General features: G+C 70.1%; 19 protein-coding genes. 8 read left to right on the top strand and 11 right to left on the bottom strand.

Annotation, left to right across the window (positions count from 1 at the left end):
• Window positions 1–41 precede the first annotated feature (41 nt).
• Both OC490_RS00520 and OC490_RS00515 read left to right on the top strand, forming a co-directional pair.
• Window positions 42–1112, top strand: coding sequence for an SIS domain-containing protein (locus OC490_RS00520; RefSeq protein WP_262055749.1), 1071 nt, complete (start codon window positions 42–44; stop codon window positions 1110–1112).
• A gap of 357 nt (window positions 1113–1469) precedes the next feature.
• Entirely contained in the window at window positions 1470–2936 is a 1467-nt protein-coding gene (locus tag OC490_RS00515; protein WP_262056276.1) for a sensor histidine kinase, read from the top strand.
• 221 nt (window positions 2937–3157) lie between these two features.
• Here the strand turns inward: OC490_RS00515 and OC490_RS00510 are convergent, their stop codons facing one another.
• Together OC490_RS00510 and OC490_RS00505 are read right to left on the bottom strand one after the other, a co-directional pair.
• Window positions 3158–3415 (bottom strand): WhiB family transcriptional regulator, encoded by a 258-nt coding sequence (locus tag OC490_RS00510; protein WP_006142322.1) that lies wholly within the window; start codon window positions 3413–3415, stop codon window positions 3158–3160.
• Between the two features lie 319 nt (window positions 3416–3734).
• Entirely contained in the window at window positions 3735–4703 is a 969-nt protein-coding gene (locus tag OC490_RS00505) for a diacylglycerol/lipid kinase family protein (RefSeq protein WP_262055748.1), read from the bottom strand.
• A gap of 116 nt (window positions 4704–4819) precedes the next feature.
• Here OC490_RS00505 and OC490_RS00500 point away from each other — a divergent pair, with 116 nt between their 5' ends.
• The gene (locus tag OC490_RS00500; protein ID WP_262055747.1) at window positions 4820–5278 is read left to right on the top strand and encodes a hypothetical protein; all 459 of its coding nucleotides are present in this window, start codon (window positions 4820–4822) and stop codon (window positions 5276–5278) included.
• A gap of 14 nt (window positions 5279–5292) precedes the next feature.
• Here the strand turns inward: OC490_RS00500 and OC490_RS00495 are convergent, their stop codons facing one another.
• The 3 genes from OC490_RS00495 to OC490_RS00485 all read right to left on the bottom strand — a co-directional run bounded on the left by OC490_RS00495 (window position 5293) and on the right by OC490_RS00485 (window position 7372).
• The gene (locus OC490_RS00495; protein WP_262055746.1) at window positions 5293–6435 is read right to left on the bottom strand and encodes an RNA polymerase sigma factor SigF; all 1143 of its coding nucleotides are present in this window, start codon (window positions 6433–6435) and stop codon (window positions 5293–5295) included.
• Window positions 6432–6845: an anti-sigma regulatory factor gene (locus OC490_RS00490; RefSeq protein ID WP_019058277.1), complete on the bottom strand. Its 414-nt coding sequence runs from the start codon at window positions 6843–6845 to the stop codon at window positions 6432–6434. Before OC490_RS00490 ends, OC490_RS00495 begins: the two co-directional genes overlap by 4 nt.
• Before the next feature lie 266 nt (window positions 6846–7111).
• Entirely contained in the window at window positions 7112–7372 is a 261-nt protein-coding gene (locus tag OC490_RS00485) for a UBP-type zinc finger domain-containing protein (RefSeq protein WP_262055745.1), read from the bottom strand.
• A gap of 62 nt (window positions 7373–7434) precedes the next feature.
• Between OC490_RS00485 and OC490_RS00480 the strand changes: the two genes are divergently transcribed.
• Complete coding sequence (locus OC490_RS00480) at window positions 7435–9030, top strand: Na+/H+ antiporter (protein WP_262055744.1); 1596 nt, start codon at window positions 7435–7437, stop codon at window positions 9028–9030.
• A 4-nt stretch (window positions 9031–9034) separates the two neighbouring features.
• Here the strand turns inward: OC490_RS00480 and OC490_RS00475 are convergent, their stop codons facing one another.
• Both OC490_RS00475 and OC490_RS00470 read right to left on the bottom strand, forming a co-directional pair.
• Window positions 9035–9940 (bottom strand): 1-aminocyclopropane-1-carboxylate deaminase/D-cysteine desulfhydrase, encoded by a 906-nt coding sequence (locus tag OC490_RS00475; protein WP_262055743.1) that lies wholly within the window; start codon window positions 9938–9940, stop codon window positions 9035–9037.
• A 48-nt stretch (window positions 9941–9988) separates the two neighbouring features.
• Window positions 9989–10579, bottom strand: a complete 591-nt coding sequence (locus OC490_RS00470) for an N-acetylmuramoyl-L-alanine amidase (protein ID WP_262055742.1) — start codon at window positions 10577–10579, stop codon at window positions 9989–9991.
• Window positions 10580–10876: 297 nt separating this feature from the next.
• Here OC490_RS00470 and OC490_RS00465 point away from each other — a divergent pair, with 297 nt between their 5' ends.
• From OC490_RS00465 to OC490_RS00450, 4 genes are all read left to right on the top strand, one after another.
• Window positions 10877–12283 (top strand): family 2B encapsulin nanocompartment shell protein, encoded by a 1407-nt coding sequence (locus tag OC490_RS00465; protein WP_262055741.1) that lies wholly within the window; start codon window positions 10877–10879, stop codon window positions 12281–12283.
• Between the two features lie 113 nt (window positions 12284–12396).
• Complete coding sequence (locus OC490_RS00460) at window positions 12397–13536, top strand: family 2 encapsulin nanocompartment cargo protein polyprenyl transferase (RefSeq protein WP_262055740.1); 1140 nt, start codon at window positions 12397–12399, stop codon at window positions 13534–13536.
• Window positions 13537–13831: 295 nt separating this feature from the next.
• On the top strand, window positions 13832–14428 hold the full coding sequence (locus tag OC490_RS00455; RefSeq protein WP_262055739.1) for a GNAT family N-acetyltransferase: 597 nt from the start codon (window positions 13832–13834) through the stop codon (window positions 14426–14428).
• A gap of 10 nt (window positions 14429–14438) precedes the next feature.
• Window positions 14439–14786, top strand: coding sequence for a DUF952 domain-containing protein (locus OC490_RS00450; protein ID WP_262055738.1), 348 nt, complete (start codon window positions 14439–14441; stop codon window positions 14784–14786).
• 4 nt (window positions 14787–14790) lie between these two features.
• Here OC490_RS00450 and OC490_RS00445 read toward each other — a convergent pair whose 3' ends face one another.
• The 4 genes from OC490_RS00445 to OC490_RS00430 form a co-directional block, all read right to left on the bottom strand.
• Complete coding sequence (locus tag OC490_RS00445; protein ID WP_262055737.1) at window positions 14791–15555, bottom strand: VOC family protein; 765 nt, start codon at window positions 15553–15555, stop codon at window positions 14791–14793.
• Between the two features lie 44 nt (window positions 15556–15599).
• Window positions 15600–16016, bottom strand: a complete 417-nt coding sequence (locus tag OC490_RS00440; RefSeq protein ID WP_262055736.1) for a VOC family protein — start codon at window positions 16014–16016, stop codon at window positions 15600–15602.
• Between the two features lie 10 nt (window positions 16017–16026).
• Window positions 16027–16437: a helix-turn-helix transcriptional regulator gene (locus OC490_RS00435; protein WP_019072194.1), complete on the bottom strand. Its 411-nt coding sequence runs from the start codon at window positions 16435–16437 to the stop codon at window positions 16027–16029.
• A gap of 621 nt (window positions 16438–17058) precedes the next feature.
• On the bottom strand, window positions 17059–17886 hold the full coding sequence (locus OC490_RS00430; RefSeq protein WP_262055735.1) for an enoyl-CoA hydratase/isomerase family protein: 828 nt from the start codon (window positions 17884–17886) through the stop codon (window positions 17059–17061).
• Window positions 17887–17906: the final 20 nt, after the last annotated feature.

Below are 17906 nucleotides of genomic sequence, written 5' to 3'. Positions count from 1 at the left end.
GACCGCCCTCGCCCTTCCCCGCGCACCTCCGGAGGACCCGCATGACCGCCACGACACCGACCCCCGAGAACGACGTACCGGGCCGGATCATGGCCCGCGAAACGGCCGAACAGCCGGCCGTCCTGCGCCGCATCCTGGAGGAGGGCGCCCCGCGCATCCGGCAGGTGGCCCAGGACGTGGCCGCCCGCAAGCCCCGTTTCGTGCTGCTCACCGCCCGCGGCACCTCCGACAACGCCGCCCTGTACGCCAAGTACCTCCTGGAGATCCGCCTCGGCCTGCCCTGCGGACTCACCTCGATGTCGACCACCACGGCCTACGGCGCCCGCCCCGATCTGACCGACGTCCTCGTCGTCACCGTCAGCCAGTCCGGCGGCTCCCCGGACCTGGTGGCCTCGACCCGCGCCGCCCGCGAGGCCGGCGCGATCACCGTCGCGGTGACCAACAACCCGGACTCGCCGCTGGCCGCCGTCTCCGAGTACCACATCGACATCATGGCCGGCCCGGAGAAGGCCCTCCCCGCGACCAAGACGTACACGGCCTCCCTTCTCGCGCTCTATCTCTTCGTCGAGGGCCTGCGCGGCGGCGACGGCGCCGCGGCCAAGGTGCTGCCCGACCTCGCCGAGCAACTGCTGGCCCGGCAGGACGAGGTCCGCACCCTCGCCTCCCGCTACCGCTTCGCCGAGCGCATGGTCATCACCTCGCGCGGCTACGGCTATCCCACCGCCAAGGAAGCCGCTCTCAAACTGATGGAGACCAGCTACATCCCCGCCCTCGCCTACTCCGGCGCCGACCTCCTGCACGGCCCGCTCGCCATGGTCGACAACGTCTCCCCGGTCATCGCGGTCGTGACCGACGGCAAGGGCGGCGCCGCCCTCCAGCCCGTGCTCGACCGGCTGCGCGGCCGGGGTGCCGACCTCGTCGTCATCGGCCCGGCCGGCCAGGTCGAACAGGCCTCGGCCGGTTTCGTCCTGCCCGTCGAGGGCGTCCCCGAGGAACTGCAGCCCATCCTGGAGATCCTCCCGCTCCAGCTCCTCGCCTACGAGGTCACCATCGCCCGAGGTCAGGACCCGGACGCGCCCCGCGCGCTGGCCAAGGTGACGGAGACGCGCTGAGCGCCCATGTACCGGCCATGGAAATTCCCATGACCAATCAGTCCCGCACAGGACCCGACACGGTTAGGCTTTCCAAAAGTCTTCAAGGCATGGACACCGAATGTGGTCTAGTCCACAATGTGTTACGGCGTAAGCCTCCGTCTTCCCCGCACAGGAAGGCGGACCGAGGAACCGGAGCTCTCTGCCCTGACTGCCCCGGGTCCTCATCCATCGGCCGATCGGGACCGCACACCCCGTGGCCGTTGCTGCTCCGGGCTGCGGTGCCGAGAGGGCTGAGGGTCCCTCTCAGGCGCCGCGGCCCGCGGGTGTTTTTAGGACAGGTACAGACCGGCGGGTACGCTCGCAGACGTGCCCTCCATGAACGAACTCGTACGCCAGCACACCGCACTCGACGACTCCGACCTCGAGTGGCTCCACCTGCTGGTCTCGGAGTGGCAGCTGCTCTCCGACCTCTCCTTCGCCGACCTGGTCCTGTGGGTCCCCACGCGCGACGGCACCCGCTATGTCTCCGTCGCCCAGATGCGGCCGAACACCGGCCCCACCTCGTACCAGGACGACATGGTCGGCCACCTCGTCCCGCGCGGCCGGCGCCCCATGCTGGACGCTGCCCTGGACGAGGGCCGGATCGTGCGCGAGGGCGACCCGGAGTGGCGCGAAGAGGTCCCTGTCCGCGTCGAGTCGATTCCGGTACGACGGGACGGGCGCGTCCTGGGAGTCATCGCCCGCAACACCAATCTGCTCACCGTGCGCACCCCGAGCCGCCTCGAACTCACCTATCTGCAGAGCGCGTCGGACCTGGCGCAGATGATCGCGGCCGGTTCCTTCCCGTTCCCGAACCAACTGGTCGACATGGACGCCTCGCCGCGCGTCGGCGACGGACTGATCCGGCTCGACGGCGACGGCATCGTGCAGTACGCCTCGCCCAACGCGCTGTCCGCCTACCACCGGATGGGTCTCGCCACCGACCTCGTCGGCCAGCACCTGGGCGTGACCACCGCCGAACTCGCCCCCACCCGGGGCCCGGTGGACGAGGCGCTCGCCAAGGTCGCCAGCGGCTGGGCGCCGCGCGAGTTCGAGATCGAGGCGCGTGACGGTGTGATCCAGTTCCGGGCGATCCCCCTCAAACCCAAGGGCACCCGCATCGGTTCACTGGTGCTGCTCCGGGACGTCACCGAACTGCGGCGCCGAGAGCGGGAGTTGATCACCAAGGACGCGACCATCCGGGAGATCCACCACCGGGTGAAGAACAACCTCCAGACGGTTGCCGCCCTGTTGCGTCTGCAGGCCCGCCGGATCGACTCCGAGCGCGGCCGGGAGGCGCTGGAGGAGGCCGTACGACGGGTCGGTTCGATCGCGATCGTGCACGAGACGCTGTCCCAGAACCTGGACGAGCGCGTGGAGTTCGACGAGATCGCCGACCGGGTGCTCGCGATGGTCGCCGAGATCTCGCCGGGCAAGGTCACGGGCCGGCGCAGCGGTCGCTTCGGAATACTGGATGCCGAGGTCGCCACCCCGCTCTCCATGGTGCTCACCGAGATCCTGCAGAACGCCCTGGAGCACGGCTTCCGCGAGGGCGAGACCGGCACGGTGGAGGTGTCGGCGGTCCGGGGCGGCACCTCGAAGGACGCCCGCCTTCTCGTCACGGTCCAGGACGACGGCGTGGGACTCCCCGAGGGATTCGACCCGCACACCTCGGGCAACCTGGGCCTGCAGATCGTACGGACCCTGGTGGAGGGCGAGTTGGGTGGCACGTTCGACATGGTGCCGGGGCCGGAGCGGGGGACCCGGGTGATCCTGGATGTGCCGGTGCAGGCGCACAAGTGACGTACGGGGACGGGGTGTTCGGAGACAGCTTCGGGGACAGCAAAGAGCCCCGGATCATCAACTGATCCGGGGCTGCTCGCTCGTTGCGATGGGGGTCCCCCCGGTTCGAGCGAAGTCGAGAAGTGGGGGAGCATCGGGGGTACTGCGCGCTGCGGCTCGGGGGCGGGAGATGCGTACTCGCTGTACGCGCCGCCAAGCTCAGGCTGTTAGCAGGGTGGATGTCAGGCGGAGGCCTGACGGGCCCGGTTGCGAGCGGCGCGGCGCTTCATGGCGCGGCGCTCGTCCTCGCTGAGACCACCCCAGACGCCGGAGTCCTGGCCGGACTCGAGCGCCCACTGCAGACACTGATCCATAACGGGGCAGCGACGGCAGACGGCCTTGGCTTCCTCGATCTGCAGCAGCGCAGGACCGGTGTTGCCGATGGGGAAGAAGAGCTCGGGGTCTTCCTCGCGGCAAACGGCGTTGTGACGCCAGTCCATGGCTGCTACCTCTCCTTGGTATTACGTGCGGGTTGCTTGTGAATGTGAACGCTTTCACGAATCCCTCAACAAGTGAAGGGCCGTACGCCAGGTTCACTGGCGGGGTCCTGTGGATTGAAGAGGGGTTCCGGTGATCCGTGGAGGCCGGTGTTGCGGGCCGTCTCGATCGCCACGTAGAGACTCGCAAACCTCAGCGGCGGATACAACCCCTTCTGGAAAGTTTTTTTTGATTCCTCGGTGTCGACTAGGTCACAGCCGTACTTCCATGGGGTGGATCCTGGTCTAAACGTTCGAGTGAAAGGACTTCAGCCCTTTCTGCTCACACAATCACACGCAGTGCACGGCGTACGCCTGTGAACGTCACGCTCGTACGCAGTCCGAGGTGGTCGCCGTCCATCTGGAGGGGCAACGGGGCCTTCGAATGCAAGGTGAACTCGCTCAGGTCGTGCAGAGCCGCAGCGTGCTTGCCATGGGGTCCGCGTTCGGGGGACGAAGTGAGCAACTGGGTGCCATACCGGGCAACCGCGGCGCTGGACAGACGGGTGAGACCGAGTACGTCGAGGCCTTTATCGAACGACGCCTTAGGTGACGTGTACATCGGGCGATTGCCGAGATACGTCCAGGGCGAGGTGTTCGAGACTATGGCCACCACGAGATCCGTGACCGGATCCTCCCCGGGCTGCTCCAGCGTGATCGTCCCGTGCCGGCGGTGCTGCTCCCCGAGGAACTGCCGGACCACCTGGCGCACGTACAGCGCGTGCGTGGACTTCTTGCCCTGTTCCCGCTGCTGTTCGACCCGTCCGACCACCCCCGCGTCGAACCCGAGCCCGGCGTTGAAGGTGAACCAGCGCGACGGCACGGACTCGTCCTCGGTACCGGGTGTGCCGGAGGTCAGCCCGAGCCCGACCGTGCGCTCACTGCCCTCGCGCAGGGCGTCGAGGATGGCGCCGGTGGCCTCCACGGCGTCGTTGGGCAGGCCCAGGGCGCGGGCGAAGACGTTGGTGGAGCCGCCGGGGACCACCGCGAGGCCGGGCAGGCGCTCCGGGTCGGGGCCGGTGTGCAGCAGGCCGTTGACGACCTCGTTGACGGTGCCGTCGCCGCCGAGGGCCACCACCAGGTCGACGTTCCCGCTCTCCGCCGCCTGCCGGGCGAGGTCGCGCGCATGGCCCCGGTACTCCGTGGTGACGGCCTCCAGCTTCATCTCGCTGGCGAGCGCGTGGAGCAGGACGTCGCGCGTACGTGCGCTTGTGGTGGTTGCCGCCGGATTGACCACGAGAAGTGCACGCATGAGTTGCAGCGTACCTACTGAGGGGTACTCGTCCCATACCGAGGTAGGGGTTGGGTAAGAGGAGACGGCGTGAGCCTGAACACCTGGGGCCGTTTTCCGAGGGCTACCCTTCTGGGGTGAGCGCTGAGCAGACCCCCGCCCCGGAGACCGACGGCCCCGACGGACCCCGTCCGCGCCGGCTGACCTACGCGGCGGTCCTCGTCGCGCTGGAGGGTCTCGCGCTGGCCGTCGGCGGTGTGTGGATGCTCGTCCTGGGGCTCACCGGCGACCCGGACGACCGGCAGCAGGCCATGACCGGAGGCGTGACCCTGGTGGTGCTCGCGCTGCTGCCGCTGCTCGCCGCGCGCGGACTGCTCGGCCGGCGCGGCTGGAGCCGGGGTCCCGCCGTGATCACGCAGATCATGGCGCTGCCCGTGGCCTTCAACCTGCTCAAGGCCGACAGTGTGGCCATCCCGGCCGGGATCGCGCTCGCGGTGGTCGCGGTCGCCTCGCTGGTGCTGCTGGTGAACCCGGCGACGACACAGGCCCTCGGAATCCGAGGGCCCGGTCGTCGTGCCGAAGAGCCGAAGAGCTAGCCTCCGGCCCGGTCCTACTCCTCGACGAGGAGCTTCTCCCGCAGCTGGGCCAGTGTCCGGGCCAGCAGCCGGGACACGTGCATCTGGGAGATGCCGACCTCCTGCGCGATCTGCGACTGCGTCATGTTGCCGAAGAAGCGCAGCAGCAGGATCCGCTTCTCGCGGGGCGGCAGGTCCTCCAGGAGCGGTTTGAGCGACTCGCGGTACTCGACGCCCTCCAGGGCCTCGTCGTAGGCGCCCAGGGTGTCCGCGACCGCCGGGGACTCGTCGTCCGTGTCCGGGACGTCCAGGGACAGCGTGGAGTAGGCGTTCGCCGACTCCAGGCCCTCCAGGACCTCCTCCTCCGAGATGCCCAGCTTCTCGGCCAGCTCGTGGACCGTGGGGGAGCGGCCGTGCCGCTGCGAGAGCTCCGCCGTCGCCGTGGTCAGCGACAGACGCAGTTCCTGGAGCCTGCGCGGGACGCGCACCGCCCAGCCCTTGTCACGGAAGTGCCGCTTGATCTCGCCGACGACCGTCGGGGTCGCGTACGTCGAGAACTCGACACCGCGCTCCGGGTCGAAGCGGTCGACCGACTTGATCAGGCCGATGGTGGCGACCTGGGTCAGGTCGTCCAGCGGCTCGCCGCGGTTGCGGAAGCGGCGCGCGAGGTGCTCGACGAGCGGCAGGTGCATACGGACCAGCCGGTTGCGCAGCTCCGCGTACTCGACGCTGCCGTCCCTGTACGTGCGCAGCTCGATGAAGAGCGCGCGCGCTCCGCTGCGGTCCTGGGGGTCGTGCCGGGTGCTCTGCACACTCTGCACGGCTTGCGCGCCCGCCACGTCGTCCCGCTCGTGCTCGCTCATCGCCTGGTCCGTCGCCCTTCCCCGAGCTTTCGCCTCCTCCCCCACGCTCGACTGAGTCGGAGCGGGGGAACCCCCGGCAACAGGGGAGACCCCACCAATACGCACGGCACCGTCCTGCTCACGTTGACCGTCGTCCATCACACCGGCCTCCGAGGGTTCGTCCTCCGGATGCGGCCGAGCCTGCTCGGGGATTCCGCCGCAGGGCACCAGGGGGCCGGCGTCCGCCGTACGGCTTGTTCCGCCCGTGCCGCCCTCGGCCGGCAGCTCCCGTGTGCCGCGCTCTTCGTCCCGCACCGGCCCGTCCCCGTTCCTCACGCCGGCCCGGGTCCCGCGCCGCGCTGTTTGTAGAGGCTGATCGAAACGGTCTTGTCCTCGTCGACTGCCGATGAGACCTTGCCCGCGAGGGCCGAGAGCACGGTCCAGGCGAAGGTGTCGCGTGCGGGGGCGTGACCGTCCGTCGTCGGGGCGGAGACGGTGACTTCGAGCGAGTCGTCCACAAGGCGGAAGACACAGCTGAGCACCGAGCCGGGCACGGCCTGCTGGAGCAGGATCGCGCAGGCCTCGTCCACCGCGATGCGGAGGTCCTCGATCTCGTCGAGGGTGAAGTCCAAACGGGCTGCGAGGCCGGCCGTGGCCGTACGCAGCACCGACAGGTAGGCACCCGCAGCCGGCAGCCGGACTTCCACGAAGTCCTGGGTCGCGGGCTCGCCTGCGATCTGGGACACCCTCACCTCCAAGGTGGTACAAGCTCTTTCGGGGGCCCAGGGGTCGCCCCCCGGGGTAACGCGATACTTGGTTCAGCGGTGACGCTACCGCGCTCTGAACTTTCCTGTCCCCGGGACCCCAACCCCATGCTGTCACTCATAGTAAACCTACGGATACGCTCCGTGGCTAGGGGTCCTGCGGGCCCAATTGGGAAGAGCGCGCGCCGGGTTGACGTACCCAGACGTCAGACGGTCGAACCGTCGAAACCGGCGGTCGGATTACGGGGTCACAGGAGTACGTGGTCGACGAAGCACCAACGCCAGCTTTCCCCGGGCTCGAACGTCCGCATCACCGGATGCCCGGATTCCTTGTGATGTGCTGTCGCGTGGCGCAGGGGCGAGGAGTCGCAGCAGGCGACATGGCCGCAGTAGAGGCAGAGTCGCAACTGCACGGGGTGGGTGCCGGCCGCCAGACACTCGAGGCAGGTCTCGCTCTGGGGCCCCGGTTCGGGGAGCGGCAGCGCGTCGGCGTGCGTGCACTGTTTCATGATTGCCAGATTACGACGGCTGTGCGGTTGGCCGCGCGGAAAAACGAGGGCGGGCGAGGACGATGGACGTGATGCCACTGCTGTTGCTGGTGGCGGGAAGTGCCGTGGTGGCCGCCGCGGCCCGGCGCACCCCCGTGCCGGCGCCGCTGCTGCTGGTCGCGGTCGGGCTGGCCGTCTCGTACGTCCCGGGGGTCCCGGACTACACCCTGGACCCGGACGTCGTACTGCCGCTGCTGCTGCCCCCGCTGCTGTACACGTCGGCCACCGACAGCTCGTACCTCGACCTGCGGGCCCAAGTGCGGCCCGTGGCGCTGCTGTCGGTGGGGTACGTGCTCTTCGCCACGTTCGTCGTCGGCTGGGCCGCGTACGTGATCGTGCCGGGGCTGCCGCTGACCGCGGCGCTGGTGCTCGGCGCGGTGGTGGCGCCGCCGGACGCGGTCGCCGCGACCGCGGTGGCCCGCCGGGTCGGACTGCCCTCGCGGATCACGACGATCCTCCAGGGCGAGTCCCTGCTGAACGACGCCACCGCGATCACCGCCTACAAGGTGGCCCTCGCGGCGGCGGTCGGCGAGGGCGCCACCTGGGCCGGCGGGATCGGGGAATTCCTGCTAGCGGCCGTCGGCGGTGTCGGTGTCGGGCTCCTGATGATGGTGCCGATCCACTGGCTCCGCACCCACCTCAAGGAGGCGCTGCTGCAGAACACGCTCTCCTTGTTGATCCCGTTCGTCGCCTACGCGGTCGCCGAGCAGGTGGGCGCCTCCGGAGTGCTCGCCGTCGTGGTCGTGGCGCTCTATCTGGGCCACCGCGCGTGGGAGGTCGATTTCGCGACCCGCCTCCAGGAGGAGGCGGTGTGGAAGATGGTCGCCTTCGTGCTGGAATCGGCGGTGTTCGCCCTGATCGGACTGCAACTGCCGGTGGTCCTCAAGGGACTTGGCGAGTACCGGGGCCTGGACGCCGCCCTGTACGCGATCGCCCTCTTCCTGGTGGTCGTAGCGACCCGCTTCGTGTGGGTGTATCCGGCGGCCTTCCTGCCGCGCATGTTCTCGGCGCGGATCAGGGAACGCGAGGACAATCCCACCTGGAAGGGGGCGATGACCACCGCGTGGGCCGGTATGCGGGGCGTGGTCTCGCTGGCCATCGCCTTCTCGATCCCGCTCACGGTGCACGGCGGCGACCCGTTCCCGCAGCGCAACATCATCCTGTTCCTGACCTTCACGACGGTGATCGGGACCCTGGTGGTGCAGGGCCTGAGCCTGCCCCCGATCATCCGGCTGCTGAAATTCCCCGGCCGCGATCCGCAGGCCGAGACGCTCGCCGAGGCCAATGCCCAGGCACAGGCCTCCCGGGTGGCCGAGAAACGCCTGAACGCCCTTCTGGAGGACGAGCGCAACGCCCTGCCGCCTCCACTGGCCGACCGGCTCCGCGAGGTCCTGGAGCGCCGCCGCAACGCCGTCTGGGAGCGCCTGGGCGCCACCAACCCCGTCACCGGCGAGACCGTCGACGACACCTACCGCCGTCTGTCCCGGGAAATGATCAGCGCCGAACGCTCGATGTTCGTGCGGCTGCGCGACGGCCGCTACATCGACGACGAGATGCTGCGCACCCTGCTGCGCCGCCTCGACCTGGAGGAGGCGGCGGCCTATCGGGAGGCGGCCTAGAAGATCACGGGAACGGCCGCCCGGTGACGACCGCCGTGATCGTCGTCCCGCGCGGGAAGGCCCCTTCGCCTGCCAGGACAACAAGTCCGTACAGCGACTTGGCGACATAGAGACGCTCGACGGGCAGACCGTGCCGGTCCTCGAAGTCCTCGGCGAAGGCGTCGAGTTCGGCCGGCACGCGCGCGTAGCCACCGAAATGGAAGCGCTCGTCCAGCGACCAGTCGCCACGCCGACCACCGAAGGCCCGCTCCTGGAGGGCTGTGATGTCGGCGTTCAGGAAGCCGCCCTTGAGGACCGGGATCCCCAACACCCGCTGGTCGGGGGCGAGTCCGGCGGCCAGCCCGGCCAGTGTGCCGCCGGTCCCGCAGGCGAGGGCGACCACATCGACGTCGGCACGCGCGCGCAGTTCCTCGCCCAGAGCCCGGCAGCCGCGCACGGCAAGGGAGTTGCTGCCACCCTCGGGGACGACGTACGCGTCCTCCGCGTCCACCTCGCGCAGGATGCCGGCCAGCGCCTCGGGCTCGCCCTTGCGCCGGTACGTCGACCTGTCGACGAAGCGTAGGCGCATCCCGTCGGCCGCGCACCGGGCCAGGGACGGGTTGAGCGGGCGGTCCGCCAGCTCCTGGCCGCGGACCACGCCTACCGTGCGCAGACCCAGGAGGCGGCCCGCGGCGGCGGTGGCGCGCAGGTGGTTGGAGTAGGCGCCGCCGAAGGTGACGACCGTACGGCCGGCCGCCGCCGCGAGATTGGGCGCGAGCTTGCGCCACTTGTTGCCGATCAGGTCCGGGTGGATCAGGTCGTCCCGCTTGAGCAGCAGCCGGATGCCGTGCCGGCCGAAGCGCCCGTCCGTGATCTCCTCCACCGGCGACGGCAGCCGCGGCCGTAGGGCGGCGAGGTCGGGGCTGGTCACGGCACCATTGTCACCCGGGTCGCCCGCGGCATGCGTGTCCCCCGGGGGTCACTTCAGCCGCTCGCCGACCCGATCGCGCAGCCAGTCCATCGTGAACCCGCGCGGGTCCACCTTTCCGGGCTGCCACTCCAGGTGCCCGATCACCGACCGCTCCGTCCAGCCGTGGTGGCGGCAGATCGCCGCGGCGACCTTCTCGATCGCGTCCAACTGCTCCTCGGGCCAGGGGTCCTCGCCGTCTCCGAGGTTCTCGCACTCGAAGCCGTAGAAGTGCCGGTTGCCGTCGGTGTTGGCCTCGTTGTCGTGCGGCAGCCTCTTCTCGGCGATCACCGCGCGCAGTACGTCGTCGTCTCCCAGGCCCGCGTGGTTGGCGCGGCCGTAGCCGACCAGGTGGACCCTGCCGTCCTTGGTGATGACTCCGTGGCAGAGCGGGCCGGGCAGGTCCTCGCGGCCCTCTCGGCACAGCTCCACCGTGTGTGCGCTGCCCTTGGTGACCGTGTGGTGGATCATCACGCCGTGGACGGGCCCCCACGGGCCCTTGTGGTTGCGGTTGTGGTGCTCCCAGTCGCCCACCTCGACGACCGTGACGCCCTCGTGTCGCAATGCGTCCAGGAACCTGCCCGCGGACATGGGTGGGGCCATGGCCCCTCCTTCGTGCTGTGCGACGGCCGACGTGCACGGCCGCCTGTTATCGCCGCTTGTACCGAAAAAATCCCGGTAAGCACGACTTGTTCGCACAGCGTGCGAGCCGATCCGGACAACGGCGGCCCCGGCCGCAACTCGAACAACATTCGACGTAAACAGCCCCCGTGCCCAGCACCTGAAGATCCATTCCCGCTCTTTCGGGTAATACCACCGGCACGCTGAGTGAGAAAGGCTGGTGCGCGAGAACGAATGCCGGGCGCACAGGCCCGGCATGAATGGGGAGGGCATTTCTCTATGTCGGTAGGCGAAGAGGTCCGCGCGGAGCAGAACAAGCCGCAGCAGAGCCTTGGCACGGCGGCTGCGCGGAACCTGGCCACCACCACGAAGTCCGCACCGCAGATGCAGGAGATCAGCTCCCGCTGGCTCCTGCGCACACTGCCGTGGGTGAACGTGCAGGGTGGCACATACCGGGTGAACCGACGGCTGAGTTACTCCGTGGGCGACGGCCGGGTGACATTCGTGAAGACCGGCGACCGCGTCGAGGTCATTCCCGCGGAACTCGGCGAACTGCCCGCGCTGCGGGACTACGAGGACGAGGAGGTGCTCTCGGAACTGGCCGTCCGCTGCCGGCAGCGCGAGTTCGCCCCGGGGGAGGCGATCGCGTCGTTCGGCAGCCAGGCCGACGAGGTGTACCTGCTGGCACACGGCAGGGTGGAGAAGGTCGGCACGGGCCCGTACGGCGACGACACGGTCCTCGGAGTCCTCGCCGACGGCGCCTACTTCGGCGACCAGGGACTCCTCGACCCGGCAGCCATCTGGGAGTACACGGCCCGCGCGGACACCGCCTGCACGGTGCTCGTGCTGGCCCGCGGGGACGTCGAGCAGGTCGCGGAGCGCTCTGACACCCTGCGCGACCACCTCACGCAGCTGCGCGCGATCCCCGAGCAGCGCACCAACAAGTACGGCGAGAAGGCGATCGACCTCGCCGCGGGCCACTCCGGTGAGCCGGACATCCCGCACACGTTCGTCGACTACGACGCCCGGCCGCGCGAGTACGAACTGAGCGTCGCCCAGACCGTCCTGCGCATCCACTCGCGTGTGGCCGATCTCTACAACCAGCCGATGAACCAGACGGAACAGCAACTCAGGCTCACCGTCGAGGCGTTGAAGGAGCGCCAGGAGCACGAGCTGATCAACAACCGCGAGTTCGGCCTGCTCAACAACTGCGAGTACGACCAGCGGCTCCAGCCGCACGACGGGGTACCCAGCCCGGACGACCTGGACGAGCTGCTCAGCAGGCGGCGCGGCACCAGGATGCTCCTCGCCCACCCGCGCGCGATCTCCGCGTTCGGCCGCGAGCTCAACAAGCGCGGACTGGTCCCGGAGTCCATCGAGATCGGCGGCAACCGCATCCCGACCTGGCGCGGAGTGCCGATCTACCCGTGCAACAAGATCCCGGTCAGCGACCGGCGGACCACCTCGATCATCGCCATGCGTACCGGCGAGGCCGACCAGGGCGTCATCGGCCTCCAGCAGGCCGGCATCCCGGACGAGATCGAGCCGAGTCTGTCGGTGCGCTTCATGGGCATCAACGAACAGGCGATCATCAAGTACCTCGTGACGGCCTACTACTCGGCGGCGGTCCTGGTGCCGGACGCCCTCGGCGTCCTGGAGAACGTCGAGATCGGCCGCTGGAGGTGACGTTTCAGCAGCTGGACGCGGTGTCCCCGCCCTTCGGGGCGGGTACACCCCGGTCACATGTGCCCAGCCGCAGTGGAAACGCCACCGTCCGCGGACTCTCCGAGGGGGACCCCATGGCCGAGTTCAGGGCGGAGACACAACAGCGCGCCGACGGGACGCAGTCGGCCGACGAGGCACAGCCGGTCGCGACGCAGCCGGATGACGGAACAGGGACGAGCACACCGCCGGCCGACGGGCACGAGGCGGCGGTGATCCTGGCGGAGGCCCGGACGACCGTCGATCCCGAACTGCGCTCGGCGATCGACTCGCTGCCCGGCTCCATGCGCCGGGTCGCGCTCTACCACTTCGGGTGGGAGCACGCGGACGGCACCCCGGCGGCGGGCAACGCCGGCAAGGCGATCCGCCCCGCCCTCGTCCTCACCGCCGCCACCGCACTCGGCGGCGAACGGGCACGGGCGGGCGCGCTGCGGGCCGCCGCGGCGGTCGAGCTGATCCACAACTTCACACTGCTGCACGACGACGTGATGGACCGGGACACCACCCGCAGACACCGGCCCACCGCGTGGACCGTGTTCGGCGACCCCGACGCGATCCTCGCCGGGGACGCGCTCCAGGCGCTGGCGCTCCGGCTGCTCGCCGAGGACCCGCACCCGGCGGCCTCGGCCGCCGCGGCCCGGCTCGCGGACTGCGTCGTCGAACTGTGCGCGGGCCAGCACGCGGACACCGCCATGGAGCAGCGCGCCCCCGGCGAGGTCACCCTCGACGAGGTGCTCGCCATGGCCGAGGCCAAGACCGGCGCGCTGCTCGGCTGCGCCTGCGCGGTGGGCGCGCTGTACGCGGGAGCGGATGCCGAGGACGTCGAGGCGCTGGACGCGTTCGGCCGCCAGGCAGGGCTCGCCTTCCAGCTGATCGACGACGTCATCGGCATATGGGGCGACCCCGGCCGCACCGGCAAACCCGCCGGCGCCGACCTCGCCGTACGCAAGAAGTCGCTGCCCGTGGTCGCCGCGCTCACCTCGGGCACCCCGGCCGCCGTGGAGCTCGCCGAACTGTACGGAATGCCGTACGAGGAAGGGGACTTGGAGCGCACCGTGCTCGCTGTGGAGCGGGCGGGCGGCCGGGACTGGGCGCAGGCCCAGGCGGCCGACCGGATGGCGCGGGCCGTGCAGGAGCTGGCCCGGGCGATCCCGGACCCGCAGGACGCGGGCGGTCTGCTCGCGCTGGCCGAGTTCGTGACCCGGCGCAGCAGTTGAAGACTCCGGAGCCCTCGGGAACCGTGCGGCCCTGACTCCGCACGGCCACCGGGCTCCGGACCGGCGGGTCCCGCGCATCCCCACGGTGCGCGGGGCCCGCGCACCCCTTTTTTGAGGCTCGGTTCGCCTCCGGGGCGCCAAAGCCTGTGTCGAGAGTCCGACCGTGCTCGACCCTTCGGGCCTCCGCGCGCTCGAACTCTCGACACAGGCGCGCCCCTTCGGCTCACTCGCCCGTGAGTACCGTTAGTCTCAACACCCGTTCAGGTGACGGTGGTTGAGAGCTAAGGGGCGGGACATGGGCGTGGCGATACGGGCGGCCGGCGAGGACGACCGGGAGCTGGTCGTCCGACTGCTGGACGACGCGTTCCAGGACGATCCGGTGAGCGGCTGGATCTTCCCCGACGCCGAGTACCGTCGTGCGACCCACCACAGACTGATGGCCGCTTTCACGGATGCCGTGTTCGCCGACGGCCGTATCGACCTGGCCGAGGACGGCGCGGCCTGCGCGCTGTGGCTGTCCATGCCGCCGGAGGCGCACGCGGCGGACGGCGAGGACGAGGCCGTGGCGCTGCGGGAGTTCGTGGATCCGGACAACGAGCGGGTCGAGACGATCGTCCGGCTCATGGAGGAGGGGCATCCCACCGGCCGGGCCCACGAGTACCTGTGGATGATCGCCGTGGCACCGGGCCGGCAGGGCGAGGGCCTCGGCGCCGCGCTGATCCGGCACGTCCTGGAGCGCTGCGACCGCGAGGGCCTGCCCGCGTACCTGGAGGCGAGCAGCGAGCGCAGCACCAAGCTGTACGAGCGGCTCGGCTACGCCTTCACCGACACCGCCCTCGATCTTCCGGACGGCCCGCGCATGTACCCGATGTGGCGCGAACCGAGGTCGTAGCGTGGGGCCCATGTCCGAAAACGAACCCACCGCCGTCACCGTCCTCCACATCACCGAGCGCGCCCTCTGGGACGCGGCCCGCGAGCGCGGCGCCTACGAGTGGTCGACCCGTGGCCGCACCCTCCAGGAGGAGGGCTTCATCCACTGCTCGACCCGCGCCCAACTCCCGCGCGTGGCAGCCTTCTTGTACGGCTCCTACGACGGCCCTGACGACCTGGTGGTCCTGGAGGTGGACCCGGAACGGCTCGGCGCACCGCTGAAGTACGAGGCGCCGGAGCCGGGCGGCGAGGAGTTCCCGCACATCTACGGGCCGATTCCGGTGGACGCGGTGGTCGGCGTGGAGGCGTGGGCGGGATGAGTCGCTAGGGGCGGCTGGGCAGCCCGCCGGTCTCCGGGTCGCGGCCGGTCAGGCAGTAGACACCGCCCGCCGGGTCGCGCATCACGGTCCAGTGCGTGCCGTGGGACACGGCGGTCGCGCCCAGCCGCTCGTGCCGTTCCTTCACCGTGTCGATGTCCGCGCAGGCCAGGTCGAGATGGGCGGAGGCGGGGCGCTCCTCGCCGAGACGCTGGAGCAGGATCCGGATCGGCAGGCCGGGCGGGGGCTTGAGCACATGGAACTCCGGGAGCGCACCGCGCAGCGACGCCCACTCGGGCAACAGGGCGCTCCAGAAGGCGACTTCGGCGTCGTAGGAGCCGGGTCCGATGTCGAGGGACACCTGGTCGAGGCGGCTGCCGTCCACGACGGGCGGCCGTACGGACTCGCCGTGCCAGGGGGCCGCGCAGAACAACTGCCCTGCGGGGGACCGGAGTACGGCCCAGCCGCCGTGCTCGTGCCCGTGCTCGGCGACGGTGTCCGCGCCGAGCGCCAGCGCGGACGCCACGAACGCCGGCACGTCCTCGACGGAGAAGTCGAGATGAGCCCCGCCCGGGCCCGACGCGACCCCCTGGACCTTCACGCAGGCGTCGGCCCCCTCCGCCACGAGGGTGACGAACTCCCCGTCCTCACCGCGCGGTTCGGACAGCCGGGTGTCCGTGACGGCCGTCCAGAAGTCGCGGGCGGGGTCGAGGAGCGCGAGCGGGCGGTCGACGAAGGCGTAGGTCCAGCGGATGCCGGCGGGGGTGCTCATGGCGTGATCGTAAGCCGGAGGGCGCGGTCGGCCCTCCGGGATATTCACTCCCCGCTTCGCTCCATGAACCGCAGCATGTTTCCGGCCGGGTCCCGGAACGCGCAGTCGCGGACACCGTACGGCTGGTCCGTCGGTTCCTGGACCACCTCGGCACCGGACTCCTGGACGCGGGCGTAGAGGGCGTCGCAGTCGGCGGTGGTGAAGTTGACCCCGCGCAGGGTGCCCTTGGCGAGCAGTTCGGCCATGGCCTGCTTGTCGGCGGGGGAGGCGTCCGGGTTCGCGGCCGGCGGCTCCAGCACGATCTCCACGTCCGGCTGCAGCGGCGACCCCACGGTCACCCACCGCATGCCCTCGAAACCGACGTCGTTACGGATTTCCAGCTCCAGCACGTCGCAGTAGAAGGCGAGGGCCTTGTCGTGGTCGTCGACGGCGATGAAGCACTGACGGAGTTTGAGATCCATGCAGCACAGGCTAGGGCCGGAGGGGCGGTCCCGCCCGGTTCGGGCGGGTGAAAGTGCGGGCCACGCAGGACGGGATCACCGCGCCGGCCTCGTGGGAGCGGGCGCGGTAGGCGCTGGGGGTCTCGCCGACCAGTTCGGTGAAGCGGGAGCTGAAGGAACCGAGCGAGGTACAGCCGACGGCCATGCACACCTCCGTCACGCTGAGGTCGCCGCGCCGCAGCAACGCCTTCGCCCGCTCGATCCGCCGGGTCATGAGATAGCTGTACGGCGTCTCCCCGTACGCGGCGCGGAAGCTCCGCTGGAAGTGGCCCGGCGACATCAGCGCGGTCCGCGCGATCGAGGCCATGTCGAGCGGCTCGGCGTACTCGCGGTTCATCCGGTCGCGGGCCTGGCGCAGCCGTACGAGGTCTTCGCGATTCACGGGGTCAAGGATGGCACGGCGGCGGCCGCCGGGGGCTGGTACGGCTACCGCGGGAAGAAGTCGAGCACCGGACGCCCGTGCGTGCGCATCAGTTCGATCACCTGTGCGTGCACGGCGTCGTCCTCGATGACAGCGGTCGGAAGTGCCGTACGAGGAAGGGGCCCCGCCGGCGAACCGGCAGAGCCCCTTCCTCGTGCCTATTGACCTGCGATGGTGCACCGATCGCCGGTCGGGCCGGGCCGACTGGGTGTCAGGCCTTCTTGGTCTCCTAGTAATGGGCCGGGTCGGTGACCTGCGAGGATCTTTCCTGTGGGGCGCTGACCTGGCCTTTTGGTGATTGGTGGCGATGGGGTGCGACGGTCTTTGGCGGGTGTCTTGCGGACTGTGTGCGGACCAGGGCTGATTCAAAGTCCTGGTGATCGTGCTGCGCTGCTGCTCAGGGGATCTGCAGGAGGTCCAGGGGCGCGTGAAGGGCTTGTAGGAAACGTGGCGGAGTCCGGCGGCGATGCTGTAGTGGCCGTGGTTCGCCGGGGGTGTTGATCGCCAGGTTGCGCAGGGCGGTCGTGTTCTCTGGTCCGCGTCCGGTGGCGGACCTTGGAGGCGTCCTCGCGGTAGGGGGTGTCACGGCTGCCGCAGCCGCCCGATCGCGGTGCCGAGGTCGGTCTCGATGCCGTCGGGCTGCTGCAGGCCGTTCTCCAGCAGGCGTTGGACGAATGGCCGGTGTTCCGGGCGGCCGGCGGTGGAGAAGTACGCCTGGAGGCCGGGCACGAATTCGCTGTCCTCGGGCAGGGTGGCCACATCGACCAGTTTCTTGATTCCGGTGATGGCCACCTTGTCGAAGGCTGCGATGCGGCGCGCGAACGTGTCGGTGAAGTCCTCGATCTCGGCATCCGGGATGAGGCGGTTGACGTAGCCGTACTGGGCGGCGAGGTCGGCGGGAATGTCGTCGCCGCCGAGCAGGATCTCCAGGGCGCGGCCCCGGCCGACCAGCCGTCCGAGTCGGGCCATAGGTCCGCCGCCGGGGACGGTACCGACACCGACCTCGAACTGGCCGAGGACCGCCTTCTCGGAAGCGAAGCGGATGTCGGTGGCGAGCACGAACTCGCTGCCCGCGCCGCGGGTACGGCCGCGGATCTCGGAGATCGTCGCCGCCGGAAGCTTGCTGAGCCGTACGAAGTTGTCCAGATACGGGTGCAGGCCGGTCGGTCCCGGACGCATCCCCGCCACCCGGGCGTTGTCGGCCTTGAAGTCCCAGTGGGCCATGAAGTAGCCGGGGGTGTCGCTGCGGAAGACGACCACGGTGAGGTGCGGGTTGGTCTCGATGCGTTCGACGAGCGCGCCGAGCTGGTCGAGCGTGTCCGGGTCCAGCAGGTTGACCGGGCCGTTGTCGAACGTCACGCGCCAATAGGAGGGGGAGACTTCGGTGACGTGAAACTGCTCTGCGGTCATGTCGGCTCCGTTGGTCTTGG

The sequence above is a fragment of the Streptomyces sp. STR69 genome (genome assembly GCF_024519455.1).
Classification (GTDB): Bacteria; Actinomycetota; Actinomycetes; order Streptomycetales; family Streptomycetaceae; genus Streptomyces.
This window is presented reverse-complemented; position numbering and strand designations above follow the sequence as displayed.